The organism is Quadrisphaera sp. RL12-1S (genome assembly GCF_014270065.1).
Lineage (GTDB): Bacteria > Actinomycetota > Actinomycetes > Actinomycetales > Quadrisphaeraceae > Quadrisphaera.
Genome location: NZ_JACNME010000001.1, coordinates 485,509 through 511,277 on the forward strand (window position 1 = coordinate 485,509; position 25,769 = coordinate 511,277).

Sequence of the window (25,769 nt, forward strand, 5' to 3'; positions counted from 1 at the left end):
CCACACGCGGGTGCGCCCCCGCCCCTCGCGCTTGGCCGCGTAGAGGGCCTGGTCGGCCCGGCTGAGGGCGGCGTCCAGGTGGTCGCCGGCGGCCAGGCCGGTGACGCCCGCGGTGCAGCTGCGCCCCGCCGGCAGCGCGGAGCGCAGGGCGTCGACGAGCCCGGCGAGGCGGTGGGGGTCGAGCGGGGCGAGGAGCACGAACTCGTCCCCGCCCCAGCGCCCCAGCACCGCCCCCGGCGGCAGCTGGGCCGTCCACGCCGCCGCGGCGCAGCGCAGCAGCTCGTCCCCGGCGGCGTGCCCGAGGGTGTCGTTGACCTGCTTGAAGTGGTCGAGGTCCACCACGGCGAGGGACTGCGGGAGGTCGGGGCGGTGGGCCCCCAGGGCCGCGACCACCAGACGCTCGGCGCCGCGCCGGTTGGGCAGCCCCGTGAGGACGTCGAGCTCGGCGGCCCGGACGGCGTGCGCGGTCACCCGCGACAGCACCCCGACCAGCACCCCGACCGCGAGGGTGGTGCAGGTCAGGACGAGCACGTCCCCCGCTGGCGCGCCGGACGCCGAGAGGACCACCACGAGCAGGACCGAGCTGACCCCGATGTGCACGGCGGCGGTGCGCCAGGGGAAGAAGAACGACGCCAGGGCCGCGAGGAGCACGAGGAGGCTGGCATCGGCGACGCTGGCGGTGCCCCCGCCGTCGAGGTGGATGCCCACGGCCACGGCCACGGCGGTGGCCGGCTGCACCAGGTGGAAGTGCCGGGTGCGGAGGTGGCGGCGGACGGCGAACACCACCGCGCCGCCGAGCACCGCGGAGGCGGCCACCCAGAACGGGGCCCCCGGGGACGCCACTCCGCTGCGCAGCAGGCAGGCCACGGCGACGTACAGCCCGCAGGCGCTCATGGTGGTCGACGTCGTCCACGCCATGACCCGCAGGCTCGCGGCGGGCTGCGCCCGCGAGAGCTCGCCGGAGAGCACCCCCGCCCGGCGTCCGCTCATCCTTCGGCCCCGGTGCTCGTGCCGGCACGCAGGTCCTGTCCCCGCAGCCGCTCCACGAACGCGCCGGTGGGCAGGGCGGGAGCCCAGAACCAGCCCTGCCCCTCCTCGCAGCCGAGCTGCGCCAGCCACGCCGCCTGGTGGTCGGTCTCGACGCCCTCGGCGACCACCGCCAGGTCCAGGGCGTGGGCCAGCGCGACCACGCCCTCGCACACGGGCGCCGCGGTGCCCGGCTGCACCGCCGCGACGAAGCTGCGGTCCACCTTGAGCAGGTCCAGCGGCAGCCGGCCGAGCCGCGACAGGCTCGACCACCCGGTGCCGAAGTCGTCCACGGCGATCCGCACGCCGGCGGCCCGCAGGGCGTGCAGGTTGGCCACCACCGCCTCGGACTGCTCGTCGAGGAGCCCCTCCACCACCTCCACCACCAGGCGGTGGCCGGGCAGGCCCGCGCGGTGGAGCGCGGCCACCGCCCACGCGGCGTAGTCGTCCTCGGCGAGCTCCGGGCCGGACGCGTTGACAGCCACGGACAGCGGCGCACCACCGGCGGGCACCGGCCAGGAGGCGGCGTCCAGGCAGGCGCGCTCGAGCACGTGCCGGCCGAGCTGGACCACGGCGCCGCTGGCCTCGGCCTGGGGCAGGAAGTCACCCGGCGGCACGAACCCGCCTCCGCGGCGCCAGCGGACCAGCGCCTCCGCCCCGGTGGTGGCGCCGTCGCGCAGGCGGACCACCGGCTGGTAGTGGACCTCCACGGAGCCGTCGGCCAGGGCCTCGTACAGCCCGCGGACGGTGGGCAGGCCCGGCGTCCACAGGTGGCTGGAGCCCCGCCGCTGCCGCTTGGCAGCCGCGAGCGCCCCCTCAGCCCGGTCGACCACGTCCTGGACCTCGTCGCCCAGCTCGGCGAGCACGAGGCCCGCGCTGGCGGTGCGCGGCCCCGGGACCAGGGCGTGCAGGCCCTCGACGAGCGCCCACGCGGTGTCGACGTCCGCGGGGAGCACCAGCGCGAACTGGTCCCCGCCCCACCGCCCGAGCACGCCGCGCCGGCCCAGGCGGGACCTCCACGCGGCGGCGGTGGCCCGCAGCAGCGCGTCACCGGCGGCGTGCCCCTCGCGCTGGTTGGTGGCCTGGAGGTGGTCCATGCCGAGGAGCACCAGCACCGCCGGTTCACCCGTCTGCTGGACCTGCGCCAGCACCCGTCCGAGGTGCTCGGTGGTGGCGGTGCGGTCGGGGAGCCGCGTGAGGGGGTCGATGCCGGAGGTCTCGGTGGCCCTGGCCAGGAAGCGGATCGCACCGGACAGACCGGCCAGCACGCAGCCGACCACCAGGAGGTCTCCGAGGGCGGCTCCGCCGACAGCGCCGAGGGCCAGGAGCAGCCCGGCGAGGACGGCCGCGAGGTGGACCGCGGCGGCGGCCGCGGGGAAGAAGAAGACGGACTCCGCCGCCACGATGGCGAACAACCAGGCGTCGGCCCACCCGTGCCGGCCACCGATGAGCGCCACGCCGGCCGTGATCATGGTGATGGCCAGCAGCTGGGAGAGGTGGAAGTGCCACACGCGCGTCCGGTGGCGCGTCGCGTGCACCACCGCTCCGGCGCAGAGCCCCGCCACGGCGAAGGCCACGAGGGTCCCGCGGTGCTGGAGGTCGGGTCGCACGACCGCCCCCACGAGCACCGTCACGGCGCCGACCGCGTAGAGGACGGCGCTGGCGCGGTTGATGACCTCCGCCGTGACTCCGGGCCGGCTCGTGGTGAAGACCTCGAGCACGGCGTGCGCGAGCTCGCGCGCGACCTCGCGCGCGGCCTGTCGTGGAACGGGTCGCACACGACAGTGGTCGGTGCGGCCCGGGCCCACCTTGAGCCGCCGTCACCCGTCAGAGGCGGGCGCGCGCCCCCGCGGCCTCGCGCGCCCGGGCCACCTCGTACAGCGCGATGCTGCAGGCGACCCCCGCGTTGAGGGACTCCACAGACCCGGCCATGGGGATCGAGGCGACCAGGTCGCACGTCTCCCGCACCAGGCGCGACAGGCCGCGGCCCTCCGAGCCGACCACCACGGCCACCGGGCCCTCGGCGATGCGCGCCACCTCGTCGGAGCCGATCGGGGCGTCGGCGTCGGCGTCGAGGCCGATGACGAAGCACCCGGCGGCCTTGGCCGCCTCCAGGGCGCGGGTCAGGTTGGTCTCCCGGGCCACCGGCAGGCGCGCGGCGGCACCGGCGGAGGTCTTCCACGCGCTGGCCGTCATGCCCGCGGAGCGGCGCTCGGGCACCAGCACGCACGAGGCGCCGAACGCCGCGGCCGTGCGGACCACGGCACCGAGGTTGCGGGGGTCGGTGACGCCGTCGAGGGCGACCACGAGGGGTGCGCGCCCGGCGGTGGTGTCGGCCTCGAGGACGTCGGCCAGGGAGGCGTACTGGTAGGGCGGCACCGTGAGCACCAGGCCCTGGTGGACCGCGCCACCGGCCATCCGGTCCAGCTCGGGGCGGGCGGCCTCCAGCACCGGCAGGCCGCGGTCGGCGGCGGTGCGCAGGGCCTCGCGCACGCGGTCGTCGGTCTCGATGCGGGTGGCCACGTGCAGCGCCACGGCGGGGATGCCGGTGCGCAGCGCCTCCACCACCGGGTTCCGCCCGGCCACGGCCTCGTTGCCGGCGCGGCTGGTGGTGGTCCGGCCGGTGGGGCGCTGCGCGCGCAGCCCGTCGTCGCGGGTGGGTCGAGACGGTCCCGCACCGGCGCCGGCGGGGCCGCCCTCGGCGGCCCGGCGCGCCGCGCTGGCGGCGCGGCGGGCGGCGGGGTGCCCGGTGCGCTCCTCGGCGGGCGGGGTGGGACCGCGCCCCTCGAGGGCGCGGCGGTTCTTGCCACCGGTGCCGGTGGTGGGCGACTTCTTGGAGCCGGCCTTGCGCACGGCGCCGCGCCGGGACGAGTTGCCGGCCATGGGTGCTCCTGTCGGGTCTGCTGCGTGAGGGGGTTTCGAGGGGTCGCGCGGGGGTGGGCGTCAGCCCAGCGACCAGCGGGCGCCGTCGGCCGAGTCCTGGACCACCACGCCGGCCCGGGACAGCAGGTCCCGGATGGCGTCCGCGGTGACGAAGTCCTTCTCGGCGCGGGCCCGGGCCCGGGCGTCGAGCTGGGCCTGGACGAGGACGTCCAGCGCGGACGCCTGGGCGCTGCCGGCGGCGCCGGAGGCCCCGGACCAGTGCGGGTCGAGCGGGTCGACGCCGAGGGTGCGCACGATCGCGGTGACGTCGTTGGCGGCCGCGACGGCGAACTGCTCGCGGCCGGCGTCCAGGGCGACGTTGCCGGCGCGCACGGTGTCGTGCAGGACCGCCAGCGCGCCGGGGACGTTGAGGTCGTCGTCCATGGCGGCCGCGAACGCCGGGGGGATGCGCAGGGCCGGGGAGGGCCCGCGGCCCGCGGCGTAGGCCTGCACCACGGGCTGCACGCGCCGCAGGAACGTCTCCACGCGGCCGATCGCGGCCTCGGCCTCCGCCAGGGACGTGGCGGAGTGCTCCAGGTTGGACCGGTAGTGCGCCGAGCCCAGGTAGTACCGCAGCGCCAGCGGCGTGGTGGTCTCCAGCACCGTGGAGACCTGCAGGGAGTTGCCGAGCGACTTGCTCATCTTCTCCCCGCCCTGGGTGACCCAGCCGTTGTGCAGCCAGCACGAGGCGAAGCCGAGGCCGGCGGCGCGGCTCTGCGCCTGCTCGTTCTCGTGGTGGGGGAAGCGCAGGTCCAGACCGCCGGCGTGGATGTCGAAGGCGTCGCCGAGGTAGCGGCGGGCCATCGCCGAGCACTCCAGGTGCCAGCCGGGGCGGCCGCGGCCGAAGGGGGTCGGCCACGAGGCGGTGGCGGGCTCGCCGGGCTTGGAGCCCTTCCAGAGGGCGAAGTCGCGCGGGTCGCGCTTGCCGCGGGGGTCGGCGTCCTCGGCGGGGGCGACGTCGTCGAGCCTGACGTGCGTCAGCGCGCCGTACTCGGCGAACGACCTGACGTCGAAGTAGACGTCACCGGAGCCGTCGGGGGCGGCGTACGCGTGGCCCCGCTCGACCAGCAGCTCCATGAGCTCGACCATCTCGGGCACGTGCCCGGTGGCGCGGGGCTCGTAGGTGGGCCGGCGCACGCCCACGGCGTCGTAGGCGGCGCTGAAGGCCTGCTCGTGGGTGTACGCCCACGCCCACCAGGGGCGCCCGGCGTCAGCGGCCTTGGTGAGGATCTTGTCGTCGATGTCGGTGACGTTCCGCACGAAGGTGACGTCGAGGCCGTGGCCGGCCTCGAGCCAGCGGGCGAGCACGTCGAAGGCGACGCCCGAGCGCAGGTGCCCGATGTGCGGCGGCGCCTGCACGGTGGCGCCGCAGAGGTAGATGGAGGCCGCTCCGTCGCGCAGGGGGACGAAGTCGCGCACGGCGGCGGCCTCGGTGTCGTACAGGCGGAGTGGCACCCCACCAGGCTATCGGCGCAGACGGACGGCCCCGTCCAGCGCTGCGGGGTGCAGGCCGGCCGGGGCCGTCGGGGGGGGTGTCAGCGGGCGGCGTGCTCCGGGGCCACCTCGATGCCGCTGCGCCCGCGGGCGCGCTGCACCAGCAGGACGACGACGCCGACCGCCAGCCAGCACAGGCCACCGATCTGGGCGGTGCTGTCGGCGTTCACCAGCACGAAGCCGATGACGAGGAACCCGACCACGGGGACGACGACGTGGAGCAGCACGTTGGAGCTGCGCCGGCGCACGGCGTAGTACGAGACCACCGAGACGTGCAGCAGCAGGAAGGCCGTCAGCGCGCCGAAGTTCACCAGCGAGCTGATGGCCACGATCCCCAGCTGGTTGAAGACCAGGCCCAGGACGAGGGTCAGCCCACCCACGAGCAGGATGGCGCGACCGGGCACCTGGTTCCTGGGGTTGACGTGCGCCAGGAAGCCCGGCAGACGCCGGTCGCGCGCCATGGAGAACAGCAGGCGCGCCGTGGCCGACTGCGCCGCGACGGCGTTGGCGATGCCCACCGCCAGCACGTTCATCGCCAGGAAGGCCACCTGCCAGCCCCGGCCGGCCGCACCCTGGACGATGTTGAAGAACGCGTTGTCGGTCGCGTCACCCTCCGGGAACGAGGCGGTGTCCGGCACGAGCATGCCGGCGAGCCAGGTCTGGGTGACGAAGAGCAGCGCCACCACGACGAGGCCGAGGATCATCGCCTTCCCGGCGGACGAGCGCCCGCCGCGGCTCTCCTCCGACAGGGTGGCGATGCCGTCGAACCCGAGGAAGCTCAGCACCGCGATGGACAGCGCCGTCGCCAGCAGCGCCGGGCTGAACTCGGCGGCGTTGAACAGCGGTGTCGTCGTGAAGCGGGCACCGCCCGTGCCGCTGCTGATCGCCAGCACGGCGATGACCACGAAGGCCACGATGAACAGCAGCTCGGCGAGCAGGAAGATGCGGTTCACCACGGCGGTGAAGGAGATGCCGACGTAGTTGATCGTGGTGTTGACGACGAGGAAGACGACGATCCAGACCCAGCTGGGCACGCCCGGCACGATGCCCTTCATCGACACCGCGGCGATGACGTAGAGCAGGGTCGGCACCAGCAGGTAGTCGAGCAGGATCGTCCAGCCGGCGAGGAACCCCAGGTTGGGGTGCACACCACGGCCGACGTAGGCGTAGACGGAGCCGGCCACCGGGAAGGCCCTGGACATCTGGGCGTAGGCGAGCGCCGTGAAGATCATGGCGACCAGACCGATGATGTAGACGAGCGGCACCATGCCGGCCGCGGAGTTGTAGACACCCCCGTAGATGGCCCACGGCGCGATCGGCACCATGAAGACGAGCCCGTAGACGAGCAGGTCCGTGGTGCTCAGGGAGCGTCGCAGCTCCTGCTTGTAGCCGAGGTCGGCGAGGGCGGCCTCCCCCTCGCCGCCGCCGCCCGGCGGCGTCTGGCCGGTCTGGCTGGTGGTGCTCACTGCTGGTCTCCTCGGGGGTCGTGCTCGGCGATGAAGCCACCGACCACCTCGAGGAAGCTCGCGTGCTCCTCGACGTGCGGCATGTGGCTGGACTCGGGGAAGACGTGGCTGCGCACGTCGGGGATGCGCTCCACGAACGGCGCCCACGTGGCGGGCGTGGCCTCGTCGTGGGCGCCGGCCACCACGAGGGTGGGGGCGGTGATGCCGGGCAGGCGGTCCTCGACGGTCCACCCGAGGTTGGAGCCGGTGATGGTGAACTCGCTGGGCCCGTTCATCGCGTGGTAGACGGTCGGCTCGGCGTCGATCTGCGCGAACGTGGCCGCGACCTCGGCCGGCAGCGGCTGCACGCGGCAGACGTGGCGGGCGTAGAAGACGTCGCTGGCGGCCTTGTAGTCCGGGTGCGCGTAGTCGCCGGCGGCCTCCAGGCGCAGCAGGTCCGAGCGGTGCGGCTCGGGCAGGGCGTCGATGAGCTCCTCCGCGGCCTGGCGCCAGGTGGCCATGGAGGCCGGGGAGTCGCAGATGGTCAGCGACTGGACGCGCTCGGGGTGGGCGAGGGCGAACTCGGGGCCGAGCATGCCTCCCCACGACTGGCCCACCACGTGCACGCGGTCCAGGCCCAGGTGGTCCAGCAGCGAGACCAGCTCGTCCACGAAGAGCCGCACCGTCCAGGAGGCCGGGTCGGCCTCGGGCAGGTGGGTGCTGCGACCGCAGCCCAGCTGGTCGTAGTGGACGACGGCGCGGCCGCCGGTGGCGAGGTTGGCCATCGACAGCGTGTAGTCGTGCGCGGCGCCGGGACCCCCGTGCAGGACCACGACGGGCAGCGGGGCGCCGGCCTCGCCGGCGCCCGGCAGCCGGCCGGTGACCCGGTACCAGGTCTCGTGACCGCGGAAGGGCACCCGGCCCTCGAGGTCGGCGGGTGGGATGGCGTAGGGCACTCGTGGTCTCCGTGGTGCTCGCAGGAGCCGCGGACAGGGTTCGTCGATGCGGTTCCGCGGACTGTAGGGCGCGACTGACCAGGAGCGGCACCACGACCCGCGAGGTCAGGCGCCTCCGGGCCGAACCTTTGCCGGTCCTTGACCCGCCTTTGCCGTCCGTTCACCCGAGGCTGGACCTCACACTGATGCATCAGTCCTCCGTCGAGGGCTGCCGCTGGTGGTGCGCCACTGCGGCGATCGCTACGGTCGCCCCATGCCAAGCACCGTGAAGGGCGTCGTCGCCCTCAGCAAGGGAGCTCCCGTCGAGCTCGTCGACGTCGTCGTCCCCGACCCGGGCCCCTTCGAGGCCGTGGTCGACGTGCAGGCCTGCGGCGTCTGCCACACCGACCTGCACTACCGCGAGGGCGGCATCTCCGACGACTACCCCTTCCTGCTGGGCCACGAGGCCGCTGGCGTGGTCAGCGCCGTGGGCGAGGCCGTCACCGACGTCGCCGTGGGCGACTACGTGGTCCTGAACTGGCGCGCGGTCTGCGGCAGCTGCCGCGCCTGCCGCCGCGGCCGGCCCTGGTACTGCTTCGCCACCCACAACGCCGAGCAGAAGATGACCCTGGCCGACGGGACGCCCCTGTCCCCCGCGCTGGGCATCGGCGCCTTCGCCGAGAAGACGCTCGTGCACGCCGGGCAGTGCACCAAGGTCGACCCGGCCCTCCCGGCGTCCGCGGCCGGCCTGCTCGGCTGCGGGATCATGGCGGGCTTCGGGGCCGCTGTGAACACCGGCGCGGTGACCCGCGGCGACTCCGTGGCGGTCATCGGCTGCGGCGGCGTGGGTGACGCCGCCATCGCCGGCGCCAAGCTGGCGGGCGCCACCACCGTCATCGCCGTCGACGTCGACGACCGCAAGCTCGAGGTCGCGAAGCGCTTCGGCGCCACGCACACCGTCAACAGCCGGACCGGCGGCGACGCCGTCGAGCAGATCCGGGCGCTGACCGGTGGGAACGGCGCCGACGTCGTCGTCGAGGCCGTGGGGCGCCCCGAGACCTACAAGCAGGCGTTCTACGCCCGCGACCTCGCCGGCACCGTGGTCCTCGTGGGCGTGCCGACGCCGCAGATGACGCTCGAGCTGCCCCTGCTCGACGTCTTCGGCCGCGGTGGTGCCCTGAAGTCCAGCTGGTACGGCGACTGCCTGCCCGAGCGCGACTTCCCGATGCTCGCCGCCCTCGCCCTGCAGGGCCGCTTCCCGCTGCAGGACTTCGTCACCGAGACCGTGGGCCTGGGCGACGTCGAGGCCGCGTTCGCCGCCATGGGCCGCGGGGACGTGCTGCGGTCGGTGGTGGTGCTGTGAGCGCCCCCCAGCCCTCCACGACGGGCGGGCTGCGCCTGGACCGGAGCACCTCCGAGGGCACCTTCAGCCTCGACGGGCAGACCTTCGACGTCGAGAACAACGTGCTGGTGCTCGGGGACGACGCGGAGTGCCTCGTCGTCGACGCCCCGCACGACCTCGGTGCGATCGCCGAGGTCGTCGGGGACCGGCGCGTGGTGGCCGTCGTCTGCACCCACGCCCACGACGACCACGTGCGCCTGGCCCCCGCGGCCGGTGAGCGCTTCGCCGCACCGGTGCTGCTGCACCGCGACGACCTCGCCCTGTGGACGCTGACGCACCCGGCGGCGGCTCCGACCGAGCTCCTCGAGGACGGGCAGGTCATCACCGTGGCCGGTGCCGAGGTGCACGTGCTGCACACGCCGGGCCACTCCCCCGGCTCGGTCTGCCTCTACGTCCCCGCGCTGGAGACGGTGCTGACGGGCGACACGCTGTTCGCGGGCGGCCCCGGCGCCACGGGACGGTCCTTCAGCGACTTCCCGACGATCATCACCTCGATCCGCGAGCGGGTGCTCGCGCTGCCGCCGGGCACCACCGTGGTGCCCGGGCACGGCGCGACGACGACGGTCGGCGACGAGGCCCCGCACCTGCAGGAGTGGATCGACAGGGGCCACTGACGTGGCAGACGGTCGCGGGGCCGCTGGGCCCGCGGGGAGCGCCGGCGGCGCGGGCCTCGAGGTGCGCCTCGACCGCGCTGCCGGGGCGCCCGCACCGTGGCAGCAGGTGCACGACCAGGTGGTCGCCGCGGTCGACGACGGGCGGCTGGTCCCCGGTGACCGGCTCCCCACGGTGCGGGCGCTGGCCGAGGAGCTCGGCGTGGCCGCCGGCACCGTGGCGCGCGCCTACCGGGCGCTGGAGGCGTCCGACGTCGTGAGCACCGCGAGCCGAGCGGGAACCGTGGTGCGCGACCGCACCGCGCAGCGGGGTGACGCCGCAGCCCGCGCGGCGGCGGCGTCGCTGGCGCGCGAGTGCCTCGCGGCGGGTCTCGACGACGACGCCGCGCTGTCGCTCCTGCGCGGGGCCCTCGCGGCCGCCCGAGGCCGGTGAGGCCGGCCCCGGGCCCGGACCTCCGTCCGGGCCCGGGGGCTCGCCCGGTGCTCAGGTGGTGGTGAGGCGGGAGTCCTGGTTGTTCGTGCCGGCGGGGAAGAAGCCGCCCTTGCGGACGCCCTGCGCCGGGGTGAGGTAGGCGATGTTGTGCACCTGCTGCGGGGTGCGGCTGAAGGCGATGGCGTTGCCGTCGACGGGGGTGATGTTGATGCGCCCGCCGGCCTGGGAGACGCCCTGGTCGAGGTCGGTCTTGCCGTCGAGGGAGTCGCGGGCGTCGGAGATCTTGTTCGCGGCGTCGGCCAGGCCCTCGGTGTAGATGACGGTCCGCACCGCCCCCGCGTGGTACGCCTCCACGGCGAGGATGCCCGCGGCGGCGTCGAGGTAGGTCTTGCTGCTGATGAGCGGCGCGCCGCCCTTGTAGGCGGTGACGCCGACGTCCTCGAAGAGGAAGGCGCCCAGGAGGAAGCTCGTGTCGTCGGCGAAGGCGTCGAAGGTCTGGCCGTCCTTGATGAGGCCCGCCGCCTTCGCCGCCGCGGTGAACGCGCCGGTGAAGTCGATGGCAGGGCGGGCGACGGCGGCCCCGCCGAGAGCTCCGCGCAGGAACTTCACGTGCGCGATCTCGTCGTTGGCGATCTCCTCGGCGATGCCGCGCACCAGCTTGCTCTTGAACTGCACCTTGTGGCCGCCGTTGACGTCCCCGCGGTTCAGCTTGCCCGTGGTGAGGCCGTCGTCGAGGCCGCGGCCGTAGAACGCGCGGGAGTAGAACTCCGCCTCGAGGTACTCGAGGTTGAGGGCGAAGTTGAGGATCGCCCCGTCGCTGATGCCACCCGCTCCTCCACCCCCGCCCCCTGGCGTCGTGCCGTGCGCCGAGGCGGGGGCCGCGACAGCGGTGGTCCCGACGACGCCGAGGCCGACCACGCCGGCCGTGCGCAGGAAGGCGCGGCGGTCTGCGCCGCTCTCCGCGCTGCGCGAGATCATGTCCGTGACGAGCTGCTTGCCGAACATCGACATCTCCTCGGGTGCTGGCGAGGGTCGCCGTCGGCCCTCTCCCGCCACCCGTTCGGAGCAGCCGGGCCCCGGGATGGGAGCAGACCGGGACGAACCGCCCCTCTTCCGGCAGACCCCCTGGTGTGCTCCCAGACCGGGCGCACCCGTGGAGCGGGCCGCCGGAGCCCACCCCGCTGTTGCCCCCCGGTGGGGGGCGCGGAATGCTCGGAGGGTCGGCGCGCCCGCGCCGCTGCAGGTGGACGGGCGCGACGCACCTGACGGGCCGCCTGGCAGTCCCCGCTGCGGGCGGCGAGGAGCACGAGGAGGAGAACCGTGGCGGAGTACACGCTGCCCGACCTGCCCTACGACTACACCGCGCTCGAGCCGCACATCAGCGGCGCGATCATGCAGCTGCACCACGACAAGCACCACGCCACCTACGTCGCCGGAGTCAACACCGCCCTGGAGCAGATGGCCGAGGCCCGCGAGAAGAACAGCTTCGGCTCCATCACCGGGCTGGAGAAGAACCTCGCCTTCAACCTCGGCGGGCACATCAACCACTCCATCTTCTGGCCCAACATGTCCCCCGACGGCGGCGACAAGCCCGTCGGAGACCTGGCCGCCGCCATCGACGAGTTCTTCGGCTCCTTCGACGGCTTCCGCGCCCACTTCACCGCCAACGCCCTCGGCATCCAGGGCTCGGGCTGGTCCATCCTCGCCTGGGACTCCGTCGGCTCCCGCCTGGTCATCGTCCAGCTGTACGACCAGCAGGGCAACGTCCCGGTCAGCCTGACCCCGGTGCTCATGCTCGACATGTGGGAGCACGCGTTCTACCTGGACTACAAGAACGTCAAGCCCGACTACGTCAAGGCCTGGTGGAACATCGTCAACTGGGCCGACGTCGCCGCCCGCTTCGAGGCCGCCCGGACCAAGACCTCCGGCCTGGTCGTCCCCGCCTGACGCGCCACCCGCCCGTGACCATGGGCGTCCGCCACCCTGCGGGGGTGGTGGACGCCCATGGTCGCGCTGAGGGTCAGGCAGAGGACCCGACGGCGACCACGAGGGCCGTGGCGATGGCGGCGACGCCCTCGCCGCGCCCGGTGAGGCCCAGGGCGTCCGTCGTGGTGCCGGAGACCGACACGGGGGCCCCGCAGGCCGCCGACAGGGCCGCCTCGGCCTCAGCGCGACGGCTGCCGATCTTGGGACGGTTGCCGACCACCTGGACGGCGACGTTGCCGATCTCGTAGCCGGTCTCCCGCACGCGGCGGGCGGCCTCGGCGAGCAGCACCACGCCGGCGGCACCGGCCCACCGGGGCTCGGCGGTGCCGAAGTGCGCGCCGAGGTCCCCGATGCCGGCGGCCGAGAACAGCGCGTCACACGCGGCGTGCGCGGCGACGTCGGCGTCGGAGTGGCCGTCGAGCCCGCGCTCGCCGGGCCAGTCGAGTCCCGCCACGCGCAGAGGCCGGTCGGACCCCGGAGGGGCGAGGGCGTGGACGTCCACCCCGACCCCCACCCTCGGGAGGCTCACGAGGTGGCTCCCGCGGCGCGCTCCTGGGCGAGCACGGCCGTGGCGAGGGCCAGGTCGAGCGGACGGGTCACCTTGAAGGCCTCCTCGCGGCCGGGGACGACGGTCACGGGCGCGCCCAGCAGCTCCGCCAGCGACGCGTCGTCGGTGGCCGCCAGGGCCGCGGGAAGCCCGTGCTCGGAGGCCAGGGCGTGCGCCCGCTCGATGACCTCGCGCCGGAAGCCCTGCGGGGTCTGCACGAGCCGGAGCGACGTCCTGTCGATGGGTCCCCCTCGGGGCACCCCCTCGACGTCGACGGCGCGGACGGTGTCGCTGACGGGGACGCCCGGGACCACGGCCGCCGCGCCCGTGCGCACCGCCCGCTCCACCTCGGCCACCTGCTCGGGCGGGGTGAGGCAGCGGGCGGCGTCGTGGACGAGCACGACGTCGACGTCCGCGGGCAGCGCCGCCAGGCCAGCGGCGACCGACGAGCGCCGGTCGGCGCCGCCCGCCACGGCCCGCAGCACGACGCCCTCGGCCCCGGCGAGGCCGGAGACGAGGGCGGTGGACTCGTCCTGGCGGCCGTCGGGCACCACCAGGACCAGGTGCTGGCACACCCCGGAGCGCAGGACGCGCTCCGCGGCGTGGACGAGCAGGGGGCGTCCGTCGAGGACGACGAACGCCTTCGGTGACCCCGCCGCCAGCCGGGTCCCGGACCCGGCGGCGACGAGGACGCAGCCCGTGCTCAGCTGGCGAGGACCTCGTCGAGGAGGGCCTCTGCGCGCGACTCCTCGGTCTTCTCCGCGAGCGCGAGCTCGGAGACGAGGATCTGGCGCGCCTTGGCGAGCATGCGCTTCTCACCCGCGGACAGGCCGCGGTCCTGGTCGCGGCGGTAGAGGTCGCGGACGACCTCGGCCACCTTGATGACGTCGCCCGAGGCGAGCTTCTCCAGGTTGGCCTTGTAGCGGCGCGACCAGTTGGTCGGCTCCTCGGTGTACGGCTGGCGCAGCACCCCGAAGACCCTGTCGACACCGGCGCGGTCCACGACGTCGCGGACGCCGACGAGGTCGCAGTTCTCCGCCGGGACCTCGATGGTCAGGTCGCCCTGGGCGACCTTGAGGCGGAGGTAGACCTTGTCCTCGCCACGGATCGTGCGGTTCTTGATCTCTTCGATGAGGGCGGCCCCGTGGTGGGGGTAGACGACCGTCTCGCCGACCTTGAATGCCATCAGCAGATCCCCTTTCGCGACCTCGATCCTACCACGGCGCGGCGGTGGTCCGGCAGCCCGAGAGGCTCGTTCCCGCAGGTCAGGGCCGTGCGGGTGGTCTTGGGGCGCGGAGGAGGTCCCCGCCTGCAGGCTTGACAGGGCCGCCACCGGCGTGCTGGGCCGGGCGCGGCCGCGCGGCGCCGGTAGGCTCCGCGGCGTGCACCTCCCACGACGCGCCCTGGCCGCGAGCGCGCTGGCGCTGGCCTCCCTGACCGCCGCCACCGGCTGCACCTACACCAACGCCCAGCAGACCGCGCAGAGCTACGCCCCCGGGGCCGCCGCCGCGGTCTCGCTCGGCACGGTGCACGTGGCCGGCCTCTTCGTGGCCGCTGACGGCGAGGGACCCGCGTCCCTGGTCGCGCGGATCGTCAACTCCGGGAGCGACGCGGTCAGCGTGCAGATCGCCGGCACCGGAGACGCCTCCGCCCTGTCCGGGACCTTCGAGGTCCAGCCGGCCAGCACCTACGACGTCGGGCCGGCCGGGGAGCGGACCGTGACGACGTCGTCGCTCGCCACGCCGCCCGGCCAGGTCGTCACCATGAAGGTGACGGCGGGCAGCGACTCGGCGGACCTCGCCGTGCCCGTGCTGGACGGCACGCTGGAGCAGTACGCCCAGTACGTGCCCACCCCCACGCCCACGAGCTCGCCGACCCCGCTGGTGACGGGCTCGCCGTCCGCCACCGGCACCCGCACCGGCTCCCCGTCGGCCTCGGCCAGCTCCGGTCGCAGCGCCACCGGCGCCGCCAGCGAGACCTCCAGCGGCACGCCCACGCAGGGCTGAGCCGCCGCCAGCACCACCAGCACCGCCGGGGAGGGCCCCGGGCGCCGTCAGGCGCCCGGGGCCTCGACCTTGTAGCCCAGTCCGCGGACGGTCACCAGGAAGCGCGGGTCCGAGGGGTCCTCCTCGACCTTGGCGCGCAGGCGCTTGACGTGGACGTCGAGGGTCTTGGTGTCGCCCACGTAGTCCGAGCCCCAGACCCTGTCGATGAGCTGGCCGCGGGTCAGCACGCGGCCGGCGTTGCGCAGCAGCAGCTCGAGCAGCTCGAACTCCTTGAGCGGGAGCCGGACCGCCTCGCCGCGCACCGTGACGACGTGGCGGTCCACGTCCATGCGCACCGGGCCCACCTCCACGGCGGAGGGCAGGAGGTCCTCCGGCTCGCTGCGGCGCCGCAGCACCGCCCGCACCCGGGCGAGCAGCTCGCGGGCCGAGTACGGCTTGGTGACGTAGTCGTCGGCGCCCAGCTCGAGGCCCACCACCACGTCGACCTCGGAGTCCTTGGCGGTGAGCATGATGACCGGCACGGCGCTGCGGACCCTCAGCTGCCGGCAGACCTCCGTCCCGGGGACGCCCGGGAGCATGAGGTCGAGCAGCACGAGGTCGGCCCCGCTGCGGTCGAAGGCGGCCAGGGCGGACGGGCCGTCCGCGGCCACCTCCACCTCGTACCCCTCGCGGCGGAGCAGGTACGACAGGGGGTCGCTGAACGACTCCTCGTCCTCGACCAGCAGCACCCTCGTCATCCTGAGAACTCCTCCTGCTCGGTGTCGGCGTCCGCGCGAGCGGGCCGACGCGGGGGTGCCTGCGGCACCCTCAGCGTGAACGTGGAGCCCTGGCCCTCCTGGCTCCACAGCTGCACGTCGCCGCCGTGGCCGGCGACGACGTGCTTGACGATGCTCAGCCCCAGACCGGTGCCACCGGTCTGGCGCGAGCGGGCCGGGTCGACGCGGTAGAACCGCTCGAAGATCCGCTCCCGGTCCGCGGGGGCGATGCCGAGGCCCTGGTCGCTGACGGCCACCTCGACCGTGCCGGCGGCCTCGTCGACGCGCACGCCCACCGCCACGCGGGTGCCCGCGTCGGAGTAGCGGATGGCGTTGTCCACGAGGTTGCGCACGGCCGTGGTGAGCAGCTCCGCGTCGCCCACCACCTCCGCGGCCGTCTCCGGGCCGACCTCCAGCGCGATGCCCCGCGAGCCCGCGGTGGTACTGCACCGGTCCACGGCCTCGGCGACCACGGCGTCCACGTCCACCCGGACGGCGGCGGCCAGGGGCTCGCCGTCCTGCAGGCGCGACAGCTCCACGACGTCGTGGACGAGGACGGCGAGGCGGCGGGCCTCCACCCCCATGCGCGCCGAGAAGCGGCGCACGGCCTCGGGGTCGTCGGCGGCGTCGGCCATCGCCTCCGCCAGCACGGACATGGCGCCCACGGGCGTCTTCAGCTCGTGGCCGACGTTCACCACGAAGTCGCGGCGGACCTGCTCCAGGCGGCGCGCCTCGGTGCGGTCGCTGCCGAGCACCACCACGTGGAGCGGGCCGAGCGGCGCGACCCGCACCGACAGGGCCCGCCGGGCGGTCCCGCCGGCCGGGACCCGCAGGTCGACGTCCACCTCGCGGACCTCGCCATCGGCGCGCACGGCGCGCACGGCGGCCAGCACGTCGGGGTCGGTGACGGCGCCGCGGCGCACCAGCCCGACGGCGTGGGCGGCCGGGGAGGCGCGCACCACCGCGTCGGAGACGTCCAGCACCACCGCGGGGCCGCCGAGGACGGCCAGCAGCTCCGGGACCCCGGCGGGGAGGTCGCCGGGACCCGGGGGCGGTGCCTGGGAGACCCCGGTCTCGTCGCGGCGGACGGCGAGGGCGACCAGGCAGCCCACGACCAGCCCCAGCAGGGCGGCCGCCACGACGGAGGCCTGCACGGGCGCCAGCGTAGGGCCGGGCGGGTGTCCGCGGCCGCCGACCGCCGTCCCGCAGGGCCGCCCGGGTGGCCGGTTGGCCCGCTGTTCACCGGACCACCTGGCGCCGTTCACCGCACCGCGCCAGTCTCTTGCGGGTCACCCCGCGCGCGGCTGCGCCGGGAAGCCCCAGCGTCAGGAGAGCACACCCGTGCGCGACCTCTTCCACTCCGAGCTCGACCAGCTCGCCGAGCGCCTGCAGGAGATGTGCGGCCTCGTCGGCGCCGCCATGGGCAGCGCCACCCGCGCCCTGCTGGCCGGCGACCTGCGGCTGGCCGAGAGCGTCATCGCCGCCGACGTCCAGATCGACGAGGCCCAGCGCGAGCTCGACGAGCGCGCCGTCGCCATCCTGGCCCGGCAGGCCCCGGTCGCCACCGACCTGCGCGTGGTGGTGGCCTCGCTGCGCATGAGCTCCAGCCTCGAGCGCATGGGCGACCTCGCCCGCCACATCGCCCTGCTGGCGCGCCTGCGCTACCCCCACACCGCCATCCCGGGCGACCTCGAGCTGGTCTTCGCGGAGATGGGCGCCACCGCCCAGCGCATCGCCTCCAAGGCCGGCCGCGTCATCGCCACGCGCGACCTCGCCCTGGCCGCCGAGCTGGTGAAGGACGACGACGCCCTCGACGACCTGCACCGCCAGGTCTTCGCCGCCCTGTCCGGCGAGGGGTGGACCGCCAGCCCCGAGACCACCGCCGACGTGACGCTGGCGAGCCGGTTCTTCGAGCGCTACGGCGACCACGCGGTCTCGCTGGCCAAGCGCATCGGCTACCTCGTCACCGGCGACGTCGACGGTCCCCTCGACCCGGCGGTCGCCGAGGGCTGAGGCGCCCGCTCCCCCGCACGACGAGACCCCCGGCCGCAGCGGCCGGGGGTCTCGTCGTCGTCGTCAGGGGGTCAGCGGGGTCAGCGGCCCTGGTTGGCCACCGCGGCGGCGGCGGTCGCCGCGGCCTCCGGGTCGAGGTAGCGCCCGCCGGGGGTGGTGGGGCGCAGGTCGGCGTCGAGGTCGTAGAGCAGCGGGATGCCGGTGGGGATGTTGAGGCCGGCGATGTCGGCGTCGGAGATGCCGTCGAGGTGCTTGACCAGCGCCCGCAGCGAGTTCCCGTGCGCGGCCAGCAGCACGGTCTTCCCGGCCTGCAGGTCCGGCACCACGGACTCGTGCCAGTACGGCAGCATCCGGTCCACGACGTCGGCGAGGCACTCGGTCAGCGGCGCGTCAGCCCCCAGGTCCGCGTAGCGGGGGTCGGCGTCCTGGCTGAACTCGCTGCCGCGCTCGATGGGCGGCGGCGGCACGTCGTAGGAGCGGCGCCAGGTCATGAACTGCTCCTCGCCGAACTCGGCGAGGGTCTGCTTCTTGTCCTTGCCCTGCAGGGCGCCGTAGTGGCGCTCGTTGAGGCGCCAGGAGCGGCGCACCGGGATCCAGTGGCGGTCGGCGGCGTCCAGGGCGAGGTGCGCGGTGGTGATGGCGCGGCGCAGCAGCGAGGTGTGGACGACGTCGGGCAGCAGGCCCGACTCGGCCAGCAGCTCTCCGCCGCGCGCGGCCTCGGCGCGTCCCTTCTCCGACAGCGGGACGTCCACCCACCCCGTAAAGAGGTTCAGGGCGTTCCACTCGCTCTCGCCGTGGCGCAGCAGCAGCAGGGTGCTCATGGGCGCGACCCTAGCCGGGCCCGCGCGGCGCCGGTCCTGCGCCGGCCGTCCTGCGCCGGGCCGCTGCTCAGGCGCTCGCGCGGCGGCGCCGGTCGAGCGCGGCGGCGTAGCTGCGCAGCACCCCCTCGGCGCTGGCGCCCCAGCCGAACCGCTCCGCGTGGGTGCGCGCGCCGGCCGCCAGCCGCTCCCGCTCGCCGGGGTCGGCGGCCAGCTGCTGCAGGGCAGCGGCCCACGAGCGCGGGTCGTGCCCGTCCACGAGGACCCCGGAGGTCCCGTCGGCCACCGCGGTGACCAGTCCGCCCACGCGCGCGGCCACCACGGGGGTCCCGCACGCCTGCGCCTCCAGGGCCACCAGGCCGAAGGACTCGTTGTAGCTGGGGACGGCCACGAGGTCGGCGGCCCGGAACCACTCCGGCAGCACGTCCCGCGAGGCGGGCGGCTCGAACCTCACGACGTCGGGCACGCCCGGGACGCCCGCCAGGCCCAGGTGGCTCGCGAGGCCCTCGAGGTCCTGGGCATGGCCGCCGACGCCGGACCTGCCACCCACCACCGCCACCACCAGCCGGTGCCGCAGCGCGGCCCCCTCGCGGCGCAGCAGCTCCGCGGCGGCGCGCAGCAGCACGTCGGGGGCCTTGAGCGGCTGGACGCGCCCGGCGAAGACGAGCACGAGGGCGTCGGGGTCGAGCCCCAGCCGCGCGCGTGCGGCGCCGCGGCCGCGGTCGGCACCCGGACCGGGCGAGAACCTGTCCAGGTCGACGCCGGGCGGCACCACGTCCACCCGGTCGGGCGCCGCGCCGTAGCGCTGCACGAGGTCTCGCGCCTCGTCGTCGGTGTTGGCGATGAGCCGGTCGGCCGCGGCCACCACCTGCTCCTCCCCGATGACCCGGGAGGCCGGCTCGGGCAGGTCACCGGCGGCGAGGTGGGCGTTCTTGACCTTGGCGAGGGTGTGGGAGGAGTGGACCAGGGGCACCCCCCAGCGGTCAGCGGCCAGGTCCGCCACCTGGCCGGACAGCCAGTAGTGGGAGTGCACGAGGTCGTACCAGCCGGCCTCGCGGCGGGCCTCGGTGCGCAGCACCCCCGCCGCGAAGGTGCACATCTGCGCGGGCAGGTCCTCCTTGGCGAGGCCCTCGAAGGGACCGGCGGCCACGTGGCGCACCAGCACACCGGGTGCCAGCTCGACCTCGGGCGGGGCCGCCGAGGAGCGCGCGCGGGTGAAGACCTCCACCTCGGTGCCGCGGCGGGCCAGCTCGCGGGCCAGCTCCACCACGTAGACGTTGAGACCGCCCGCGTCACCGGTGCCCGGCTGGTCGAGCGGGGAGGTGTGCATGCTCACCATGGCCACGCGGCGGGGCGGTGCACCGGCAGCGGCGCGCTGGCGGCTGCGGCGGGAGGGCACGGCGCGACGGTACCCACGCGCGGCTCCCGCGCCCAACCGGTCGAGCCCGACCGGACCACCCCGTGCGCACCCCTGCCCGCCTCAGCTCGCCGGCCGCCCCCTGGCAGCATGCGTGCGCGTGCCCGCCTCGCCCGCTCCGCGGCACCCCGTGGGCAGGCCCACCCGCGGGACCACGGGCACCAACCGGCTGCGGCGCCTCGACAGGTGGCTCACCGGGCCCGGGGCCGCGCTGCTGCGCTCCGCGGACGACCCCCTCGTCGTCGACCTGGGCTACGGCGCCTCCCACACCACCACGGCGGAGCTCGCCGCGCGCCTGCGGGTGGTGCGGCCCGACGTCGAGGTGGTCGGGCTCGAGATCGACCCCGAGCGCGTGCGGGCCGCCGCCGAGGGGCTCCGGCGGGCCGGCCTGAACGGGACGGGGGTGCGGTTCGCGCGGGGCGGCTTCGAGCTGGGGGCGCCGGGCGTGCTGGGCGGTCGGCGCCCGGTGGTGGTGCGGGCGGCCAACGTGCTGCGCCAGTACCCGGTCGAGGAGGTGGCGCCCGCCTGGCGGCTCGTCGCGTCCCGGCTGGCGCCGGGCGGGGTCCTGCTGGACGCCACGTGCGACGAGGTCGGGCGCCGGGCCGCGTGGGTCGTCGTCGACGACGACGGCGCGCCGCGCTCCCTGGTGCTGTCGCTGCGCCTGGCCGGTCTGGAGCGCCCCGGCGTGGTGGCCGAGCGGCTCCCCAAGGCGCTCATCGAGCGGAACGTGCCGGGTGAGCCGGTGCACGCGTGGCTGGCGGCCCTGGACGACGCGTGGGCGAGGGAGGCGCCGCTGGCGGTGTTCGGCGCGCGGCAGCGGTTCGCCGCGGCGGTGGCCCGGGTCCGCGGCGACGGCTGGCCCGTGCGGGGCCGGCCCGCGCGCTGGCGGCTCGGGGAGGTCTCGGTGGACGCGCCGGCGGTGGGCCTCTAGCAGCCCGCCTGCTCCGCGGAGCCGGTCACCAGCCCCCGTAGGGGCCGTTGGAGGTGCGCCCGCCCGGGCCCTGCACCGAGCGCAGCGCGGGGAGCACGCTGACGAGGAAGATCGCGGCGATCGCCACCGCGATGATCGACAGGAAGCCGAGCGGGTTCTGGAACGACACGAAGCCGACGGCGGCGCCGACCGCGGTCAGCGTCACCCAGAGCACCTTGGTCTGCTTGCCGGCCGCCGGGTAGGCGTCCTTGCGGAACCTGATGGCCTGGACCAGCGCCCACACCTCCAGGGCGAGCGCGGCGAGGCCGAGCACGAGGAGGATGATGCCCTGACCGGCGCCGATGAGGTCCACCCCCCGATCGTAGGCGCCGCGGGGCGCCGGCTCAGGCCGGAGAGCGCGTGTCGAGCAGGATCGTGACCGGACCGTCGTTCACCAGCTCCACCGCCATGTCGGCCCCGAAAACCCCCGTGCCGACCCTCAGGCCGCGCTCGCGCAGGGCCCCGACCACGGCGGCGACCAGCGGCTCGGCCACGTCGCCGCGGGCCGCTCCCGCCCAGGTGGGGCGCCGGCCCTTGCGGGTGTCGGCGAGCAGCGTGAACTGGCTGACGACGATGACGGGGGCGCCGGCGTCGACGGCGGACAGCTCCCCGCGCAGCACCCGCAGGTCGGCCACCTTGCGGGCCACCTGGGCGGCGTCGTCGGGTCCGTCCTCGACCGAGACGCCCACGAGCACCACGAGGCCGGGCCCGTCGAGGGCGGCCACCTCCTGGCCGTCCACCACCACGCGCCCCGAGGAGGCGCGCTGCACCACCGCCCTCACAGGAGGCCGTCCGGCAGGGCCCGCGCCGGCGGCGGCGGTGCCGCGGGCAGCGGGTCGGGCAGCAGCGCCCTGACCGCGCCCACCGGGCGGCCGTGCCCGAGCACCGGCACCCGGCCGACCTCGTCGAGCACGGGTGCGTCGACGCCGAGCAGCCTCAGCAGGGCCACCACCACCGCGGGCCGGGGGCGGTCGGAGCCGTCCAGCACCTTGAGCGCCGCGCCCCGCCCGTCGGGCAGCCCCACCGCGTACACGCCGTCGGCGCCGTCCTTGGCCACGAGGCCGGGCACCCCCGCCAGGAGCGCCGTGACGTCGCGGCCCGCGCCGCCGACCATCTCGGGGTGGCTGCCCATGGCGCGCGCCACCGCCGCCTCGGGGCTGCCGGGCGCCCGCTCGGGGGCTGCGGCGAGGCGGCCGAAGGCCCGCGCCAGGCCCGACAGGGGCAGCGAGTGCAGCGGCGCCCCGCACCCGTCGACCGTGGTCAGGTTGTGGGCGCTCGAGCCCAGGTCCGCGACCGTCGCGCGGACCTGGCGCTGCAGCGGGTGGCCGGCGTCGAGGTAGGTGCCGGTGTCCCAGCCGGCCGCGACGCACGCGGCGAGCATCGCCGCGTGCTTGCCCGAGCAGTTCTGCGCCAGCGGCTGAGGACCGTTCCCCGCGGCGCGCCAGGCGGCGGACGCCTCGGCGCCGTACGGCACGTCGGGGGTGTTCCGCAGCGCTGACGGCGCCAGGCCGGCACCGGCGAGGAGCTCCAGCACGCCGTCGAGGTGGCGCTGCTCGCCGCTGTGGCTGGAGCACGCCAGCGCGAGCAGGCGGCGGGAGCGGTCGTCGTCGCCGGCGAGGTCGAGCCCGCACTGCAGCGCCGCGACGGCCTGCAGCGGCTTGAGGCTGGAGCGCGGCCACACCCGCGCGTGGGGGTCCCCGAGGCCGGCGACGGCCTCGCCGTCGGGCCCGGTGAGGACCACGTGGCCCAGGTGCACCGACTCCACGAGGGGGCCCCGCACCACGGCGGCGAGCGGTGCGGCGAGCCCGGCGAGCGAGAGGTCCAGCGACGGGGTCACCCGTGCAGCATCGCGGATCGGGCGTGCGGCGGTGACGGCAGGCCGTCCGTGCGGGACAGTCAGGGGGTGACGGGCGCGCATCCACGGCTGGCGGTCGCGGGGGCCTCCGCCGGGGTCGCCGCCGGGGTCGCCGCCGTGGCCGTGGGGACGGTGGCGGTGGCCCTGCTGCCGCCGTCCACCGCCGTCGACGTGCTCGCCGTCGTCCAGCTGGTGGGCGTGGCCGGGGTGCTCGGGGGGCTGGTGCGCAACCGCCCGGCGCGTCCCGTGGTGTGGCTGGTGCTGCTCGGCGCGGCGGTGCTCTACGGGGCCGCGTGGTGGGCCGTGGTGCTGGACGCCGGTGGCGCGGTGGTGGCCGTGGCCTGCACCGCCTCCTTCCTCGCGCTCGGCCGGGTGGTGGCGCTCGTGGGCCGCCAGCGCGAGCAGGACGCCGCGGTCGACGCCGTGGACGTGTCCCTGCTGGCCATCGCGGCGGCGTCCTCCTCGCTGACCCTGGTGTCGGTGCTCCACAGCGGCCCCCGCGGTGCGGGGGCGACGGCCGAGGCCTGGCTCGCCGTGCAGGCGGCCGGCGTGGTGGTGGTCGCGGCGGCCGCGGCGTGGGCCGTGGTGACCGGGCGGCTCCGCTCCACCGCCGTCCGGCTGCTGCTGGTCACGGCGGGCGGCCTGCTCGCCTGGCACGTCGCGACGATCGTGGCCGCCCTCGGCACGGGGTACGCGCCCGGGTCTGCGGCCGACGCGGCGCTGGTGGTGACGTGGTCGGGGTTCGTCGCCGCCGCCTGGCACCCCTCGATGCGGGCGCTCGGGCGTCCCGTGGCGCCGTCCGGGCGGCGCTTCCCCGCCACGCTGGCCGTGCTGGGCGCCGGGGTGACGCTGGTGGTGCTGCCCGGCCTGTCGCGGTGGACCACGGCCGACGAGCCGACGCCCGTGCTGGTGGCCGCGTCCGCCGCGACGGTGGCGCTGCTGGTCCTGCGCCAGTGGCTCTCGGCGCGCAGCGCCCGCCGCGGCCCCGCGGTGGACCCGCTGACGGGGCTGGGCACGCGACGCTCGCTGCTGCAGGCCCTGGCGGGGCGCCTCGCCGACCCCACCAGCCCCCCGGCCGTGCTGTGCGTGGTGGACCTGGAGGCCTTCGCGGACGTCAACGCCACCCGCGGGCACGCCACCGGGGACCGCGCCCTGGCGGCGGTGGCGCAGCGCCTCGAGCGGGCCGCCCCGCCCGGCGCGCGCACCTACCGCACCAGCGGGGACGGCTTCGCGGTGCTGGCCCCGGCCGACGTCACCGAGCGCACCGCCGACGGCGGGGGGACGGCGCCGGGTCCCGCGGGAGGCGCGGCAGCGGCCGCGGCCGCGCAGGCGTGGGTGCCCCCGGAGGCGGCCGAGCCCGGGAGCACGCCGTCCACCACCGCGCAGGGCCTGCTCGCGGCGCTGTCGCAGCCCTTCGACGTGCCCGGCGGGCAGGTGAGGCTGCGCGGGCGCGTCGGCGAGGTGCTCCTGCCCGGCCGCCCCGACGACGACCCCGATGACGCCGCCGCCGTCGCGATGACGGCCACGTCCCAGCTGGGCGACGCGGAGCTGGCCCTGGCCGAGGCGGTGCGCCGCCGGGTTCCCGCCCTGCGCGCGACGCCGCACCTGCTGGCCGTCCGCCACGACGAGCGCGCGCTCGCCGCACGGCTGCCGGACGCCCTGGCCGGCGGCGAGGTGGTCCCCCACTACCAGCCGATCGTGCGGCTCGGCGCCACCTGCGCCGACGACCGCGTGTCCGGCCACGAGGCGCTGGCGCGCTGGCAGCACCCCGAGCGGGGGACGCTCGGCGCCGACCGCCTGGTGCCGCTGGCGGAGCGGCTGGGCGTGGTCCGGGACGTCGACGAGGCGGTGCTGCGCCTGGCGCTGGTCGAGTGCGCCCGCTGGCGCTCCAGCGGGGTGGTGGACCCGGCCGCGTCGGTCTCCGTGAACGCGTCGGCCAGCACGCTGCTGCGGCCCGACCTGCCCGAGGTGGTGCTGGAGGCGCTGCAGGGGGCCCAGCTGCCGGGCACGGCGCTGGTGCTGGAGATCACCGAGGGGTCGTGGCTCTCGGACCGGGAGGGCATCGCGCGGCGCCTGGCGGTGCTCCGCGAGCAGGGCGTGCGGGTGGCCGTGGACGACTTCGGCACCGGCTACGCCTCGCTGGACTACCTGGTCAGCTTCCCCGTGGACTCGCTCAAGGTGGACAGGTCGCTGGTGCGGCGCATCGAGGAGCCCGCGTGCGCGCGGCTGCTGGGCGGGGTCGTGGAGATCGCCAAGGACCTCGGCGTGCTGGCGCTGGCGGAGGGGGTGGACACCCCCGCGCAGGTGGAGCTGGCGCGGGTGCTCGGCTTCGGGGCGGTGCAGGGGCACGCCGTCGGCGCGGCGGCGCCCGCGCCCCGCGCGGCCGTCGAGCCCCCGCTGGCCGAGACGGCCTCCTGAGGCGACCGCCGCTCCGGGCCGAGGTCAGGCCGGGGTCTGGCCGGGGTCAGGCCAGGGTCAGGCCAGGCGCAGGCGCCGGCCCAGCTCCTCGGTGAGCCGGCTCTCCACCTGCTGCACGCGCCGGCGGGTGGTGGACAGCCGGTGCTCGATGCCCCGCAGGTGGTCGATGGCCTCGGCGAGGGCCGGGTCGGACAGCTCCGCGGGGGCGCTGGTGCGCACGTCGGCCACGGCGAGCTCCGCCTCGCGGCGGTGCTCGCCGACCCGGCTGGGCTCCACCGAGAGGAACCTGCCGATGCCGCGGGTGCTGCGGGTGTCGTCGGCGAGGATCCGGGACAGCGCCTCGGCCAGCTCCGCGTCGCTGCGGGCGGACCCCCGTCCCGGGGAGGGCCGCTCACCGCTGCGGTGGGCCCGCTCGGCCTCGAGCAGGTCCAGGCGGCCCTGCAGGAGGCGCCGCACGTAGGAGAGGTCGGCCTCCTCCTGTTGCGCGTCGTCGCGGCGGGCGCGCAGCACCGCTTCGTCGACCTCGGCCAGCTCGTCGCAGAACGCCGGGTCGAGGACGTGGTCGAGCCGTCGGCGCCCGCCCGGCCGGTAGTCCAGCGTCATGCACCGAGAGTAGCCGCGCGGCAGGTCACAGGTCGGGGCTTCGCGGCGGCGCGCCGCAGGCGACGCGCCGGGGCCGGCCAGGAGGCGCTGGCACCGCCCCGCGTGTCAGCGCC

25 protein-coding genes and 1 pseudogene are annotated in these 25,769 nt (G+C 76.1%); 8 read left to right on the forward strand and 18 right to left on the reverse strand.

Translation table 11 applies throughout. The features are described from left to right. Positions 1-15: 15 nt before the first annotated feature. The 6 genes and pseudogenes from H7K62_RS21870 to H7K62_RS02295 all read right to left on the reverse strand — a co-directional run. Positions 16-990: pseudogene (locus H7K62_RS21870) on the reverse strand (GGDEF domain-containing protein); the annotation flags it as partial. Continuing rightward, entirely contained in the window at positions 987-2,804 is a 1,818-nt protein-coding gene (locus H7K62_RS02275) for a putative bifunctional diguanylate cyclase/phosphodiesterase (protein ID WP_186715902.1), read from the reverse strand. The gene H7K62_RS02275 and the pseudogene H7K62_RS21870, both read right to left, overlap by 4 nt. A 49-nt stretch (positions 2,805-2,853) precedes the next feature. After that, positions 2,854-3,909 carry a 23S rRNA (guanosine(2251)-2'-O)-methyltransferase RlmB gene (gene rlmB / locus H7K62_RS02280; protein ID WP_186715903.1) on the reverse strand — a complete coding sequence of 352 codons (1,056 nt, stop codon included), beginning with the start codon at positions 3,907-3,909 and terminating at the stop codon, positions 2,854-2,856. A gap of 60 nt (positions 3,910-3,969) precedes the next feature. Further along, the gene (gene cysS / locus H7K62_RS02285; protein WP_186715904.1) at positions 3,970-5,403 is read right to left on the reverse strand and encodes a cysteine--tRNA ligase; all 1,434 of its coding nucleotides are present in this window, start codon (positions 5,401-5,403) and stop codon (positions 3,970-3,972) included. An 80-nt stretch (positions 5,404-5,483) separates the two neighbouring features. Beyond that, complete coding sequence (locus H7K62_RS02290) at positions 5,484-6,908, reverse strand: APC family permease (RefSeq protein ID WP_186715905.1); 1,425 nt, start codon at positions 6,906-6,908, stop codon at positions 5,484-5,486. Continuing rightward, a complete protein-coding gene (locus tag H7K62_RS02295) occupies positions 6,905-7,843 on the reverse strand; it encodes a proline iminopeptidase-family hydrolase (RefSeq protein WP_370591571.1) in 939 nt (312 codons plus the stop codon). The genes H7K62_RS02290 and H7K62_RS02295 overlap by 4 nt, the downstream gene beginning before the upstream one ends. A 253-nt stretch (positions 7,844-8,096) precedes the next feature. On the opposite strand from H7K62_RS02295, the gene H7K62_RS02300 reads away from it, so the two are divergent. From H7K62_RS02300 to H7K62_RS02310, 3 genes are read left to right on the forward strand one after another with little or no spacing between them, the layout of a single operon-like run. Then, positions 8,097-9,185 carry an S-(hydroxymethyl)mycothiol dehydrogenase gene (locus H7K62_RS02300; RefSeq protein WP_186715906.1) on the forward strand — a complete coding sequence of 363 codons (1,089 nt, stop codon included), beginning with the start codon at positions 8,097-8,099 and terminating at the stop codon, positions 9,183-9,185. Beyond that, positions 9,182-9,838: an MBL fold metallo-hydrolase gene (locus H7K62_RS02305; RefSeq protein ID WP_370591572.1), complete on the forward strand. Its 657-nt coding sequence runs from the start codon at positions 9,182-9,184 to the stop codon at positions 9,836-9,838. Before H7K62_RS02300 ends, H7K62_RS02305 begins: the two co-directional genes overlap by 4 nt. Position 9,839: 1 nt before the next feature. Continuing rightward, positions 9,840-10,268: a GntR family transcriptional regulator gene (locus H7K62_RS02310; RefSeq protein ID WP_222436896.1), complete on the forward strand. Its 429-nt coding sequence runs from the start codon at positions 9,840-9,842 to the stop codon at positions 10,266-10,268. A 51-nt stretch (positions 10,269-10,319) separates the two neighbouring features. On the opposite strand, the gene H7K62_RS02315 is transcribed toward H7K62_RS02310, so the two are convergent. Next, positions 10,320-11,273: a ferritin-like domain-containing protein gene (locus H7K62_RS02315; protein WP_186715908.1), complete on the reverse strand. Its 954-nt coding sequence runs from the start codon at positions 11,271-11,273 to the stop codon at positions 10,320-10,322. Between the two features lie 315 nt (positions 11,274-11,588). Here H7K62_RS02315 and H7K62_RS02320 point away from each other — a divergent pair, with 315 nt between their 5' ends. After that, entirely contained in the window at positions 11,589-12,215 is a 627-nt protein-coding gene (locus H7K62_RS02320) for a superoxide dismutase (RefSeq protein ID WP_186715910.1), read from the forward strand. Between the two features lie 73 nt (positions 12,216-12,288). Here H7K62_RS02320 and ispF read toward each other — a convergent pair whose 3' ends face one another. From ispF to H7K62_RS02335, 3 genes are read right to left on the reverse strand one after another with little or no spacing between them, the layout of a single operon-like run. Then, positions 12,289-12,783, reverse strand: a complete 495-nt coding sequence (ispF, locus tag H7K62_RS02325) for a 2-C-methyl-D-erythritol 2,4-cyclodiphosphate synthase (protein ID WP_186715911.1) — start codon at positions 12,781-12,783, stop codon at positions 12,289-12,291. Beyond that, on the reverse strand, positions 12,780-13,508 hold the full coding sequence (ispD, locus tag H7K62_RS02330; protein WP_186716536.1) for a 2-C-methyl-D-erythritol 4-phosphate cytidylyltransferase: 729 nt from the start codon (positions 13,506-13,508) through the stop codon (positions 12,780-12,782). Before ispD ends, ispF begins: the two co-directional genes overlap by 4 nt. Continuing rightward, on the reverse strand, positions 13,505-13,987 hold the full coding sequence (locus H7K62_RS02335; protein WP_139714448.1) for a CarD family transcriptional regulator: 483 nt from the start codon (positions 13,985-13,987) through the stop codon (positions 13,505-13,507). Before H7K62_RS02335 ends, ispD begins: the two co-directional genes overlap by 4 nt. Before the next feature lie 196 nt (positions 13,988-14,183). Between H7K62_RS02335 and H7K62_RS02340 the strand changes: the two genes are divergently transcribed. Next, the gene (locus H7K62_RS02340; RefSeq protein ID WP_186715912.1) at positions 14,184-14,807 is read left to right on the forward strand and encodes a hypothetical protein; all 624 of its coding nucleotides are present in this window, start codon (positions 14,184-14,186) and stop codon (positions 14,805-14,807) included. Between the two features lie 47 nt (positions 14,808-14,854). Here H7K62_RS02340 and H7K62_RS02345 read toward each other — a convergent pair whose 3' ends face one another. Together H7K62_RS02345 and H7K62_RS23440 are read right to left on the reverse strand one after the other, a co-directional pair. Next, a complete protein-coding gene (locus H7K62_RS02345; protein WP_186715913.1) occupies positions 14,855-15,544 on the reverse strand; it encodes a response regulator transcription factor in 690 nt (229 codons plus the stop codon). After that, entirely contained in the window at positions 15,541-16,716 is a 1,176-nt protein-coding gene (locus H7K62_RS23440) for a sensor histidine kinase (RefSeq protein WP_370591573.1), read from the reverse strand. Before H7K62_RS23440 ends, H7K62_RS02345 begins: the two co-directional genes overlap by 4 nt. Positions 16,717-16,903: 187 nt before the next feature. On the opposite strand from H7K62_RS23440, the gene phoU reads away from it, so the two are divergent. Beyond that, positions 16,904-17,575, forward strand: coding sequence for a phosphate signaling complex protein PhoU (gene phoU / locus H7K62_RS23445; RefSeq protein ID WP_186715915.1), 672 nt, complete (start codon positions 16,904-16,906; stop codon positions 17,573-17,575). A gap of 80 nt (positions 17,576-17,655) precedes the next feature. Here phoU and H7K62_RS02360 read toward each other — a convergent pair whose 3' ends face one another. Together H7K62_RS02360 and mshA are read right to left on the reverse strand one after the other, a co-directional pair. Beyond that, entirely contained in the window at positions 17,656-18,396 is a 741-nt protein-coding gene (locus H7K62_RS02360; protein WP_186715916.1) for a phosphoglyceromutase, read from the reverse strand. 67 nt (positions 18,397-18,463) lie between these two features. Further along, on the reverse strand, positions 18,464-19,732 hold the full coding sequence (mshA, locus tag H7K62_RS02365) for a D-inositol-3-phosphate glycosyltransferase (RefSeq protein WP_186716538.1): 1,269 nt from the start codon (positions 19,730-19,732) through the stop codon (positions 18,464-18,466). 178 nt (positions 19,733-19,910) lie between these two features. Between mshA and H7K62_RS02370 the strand changes: the two genes are divergently transcribed. Beyond that, positions 19,911-20,741, forward strand: coding sequence for a class I SAM-dependent methyltransferase (locus H7K62_RS02370; protein WP_186715917.1), 831 nt, complete (start codon positions 19,911-19,913; stop codon positions 20,739-20,741). A gap of 25 nt (positions 20,742-20,766) precedes the next feature. On the opposite strand, the gene H7K62_RS02375 is transcribed toward H7K62_RS02370, so the two are convergent. From H7K62_RS02375 to H7K62_RS02385, 3 genes are read right to left on the reverse strand one after another with little or no spacing between them, the layout of a single operon-like run. Continuing rightward, complete coding sequence (locus H7K62_RS02375; protein ID WP_186715918.1) at positions 20,767-21,093, reverse strand: DUF2516 family protein; 327 nt, start codon at positions 21,091-21,093, stop codon at positions 20,767-20,769. A 31-nt stretch (positions 21,094-21,124) separates the two neighbouring features. Then, positions 21,125-21,562 (reverse strand): D-aminoacyl-tRNA deacylase, encoded by a 438-nt coding sequence (gene dtd / locus H7K62_RS02380; RefSeq protein WP_186715920.1) that lies wholly within the window; start codon positions 21,560-21,562, stop codon positions 21,125-21,127. Then, entirely contained in the window at positions 21,559-22,617 is a 1,059-nt protein-coding gene (locus H7K62_RS02385; protein ID WP_222436899.1) for an asparaginase, read from the reverse strand. Before H7K62_RS02385 ends, dtd begins: the two co-directional genes overlap by 4 nt. 66 nt (positions 22,618-22,683) lie before the next feature. On the opposite strand from H7K62_RS02385, the gene H7K62_RS02390 reads away from it, so the two are divergent. Further along, complete coding sequence (locus H7K62_RS02390; RefSeq protein WP_186715924.1) at positions 22,684-25,053, forward strand: putative bifunctional diguanylate cyclase/phosphodiesterase; 2,370 nt, start codon at positions 22,684-22,686, stop codon at positions 25,051-25,053. Between the two features lie 57 nt (positions 25,054-25,110). On the opposite strand, the gene H7K62_RS02395 is transcribed toward H7K62_RS02390, so the two are convergent. Next, complete coding sequence (locus tag H7K62_RS02395; RefSeq protein WP_186715926.1) at positions 25,111-25,656, reverse strand: RsiG family protein; 546 nt, start codon at positions 25,654-25,656, stop codon at positions 25,111-25,113. Positions 25,657-25,769 lie beyond the last annotated feature (113 nt).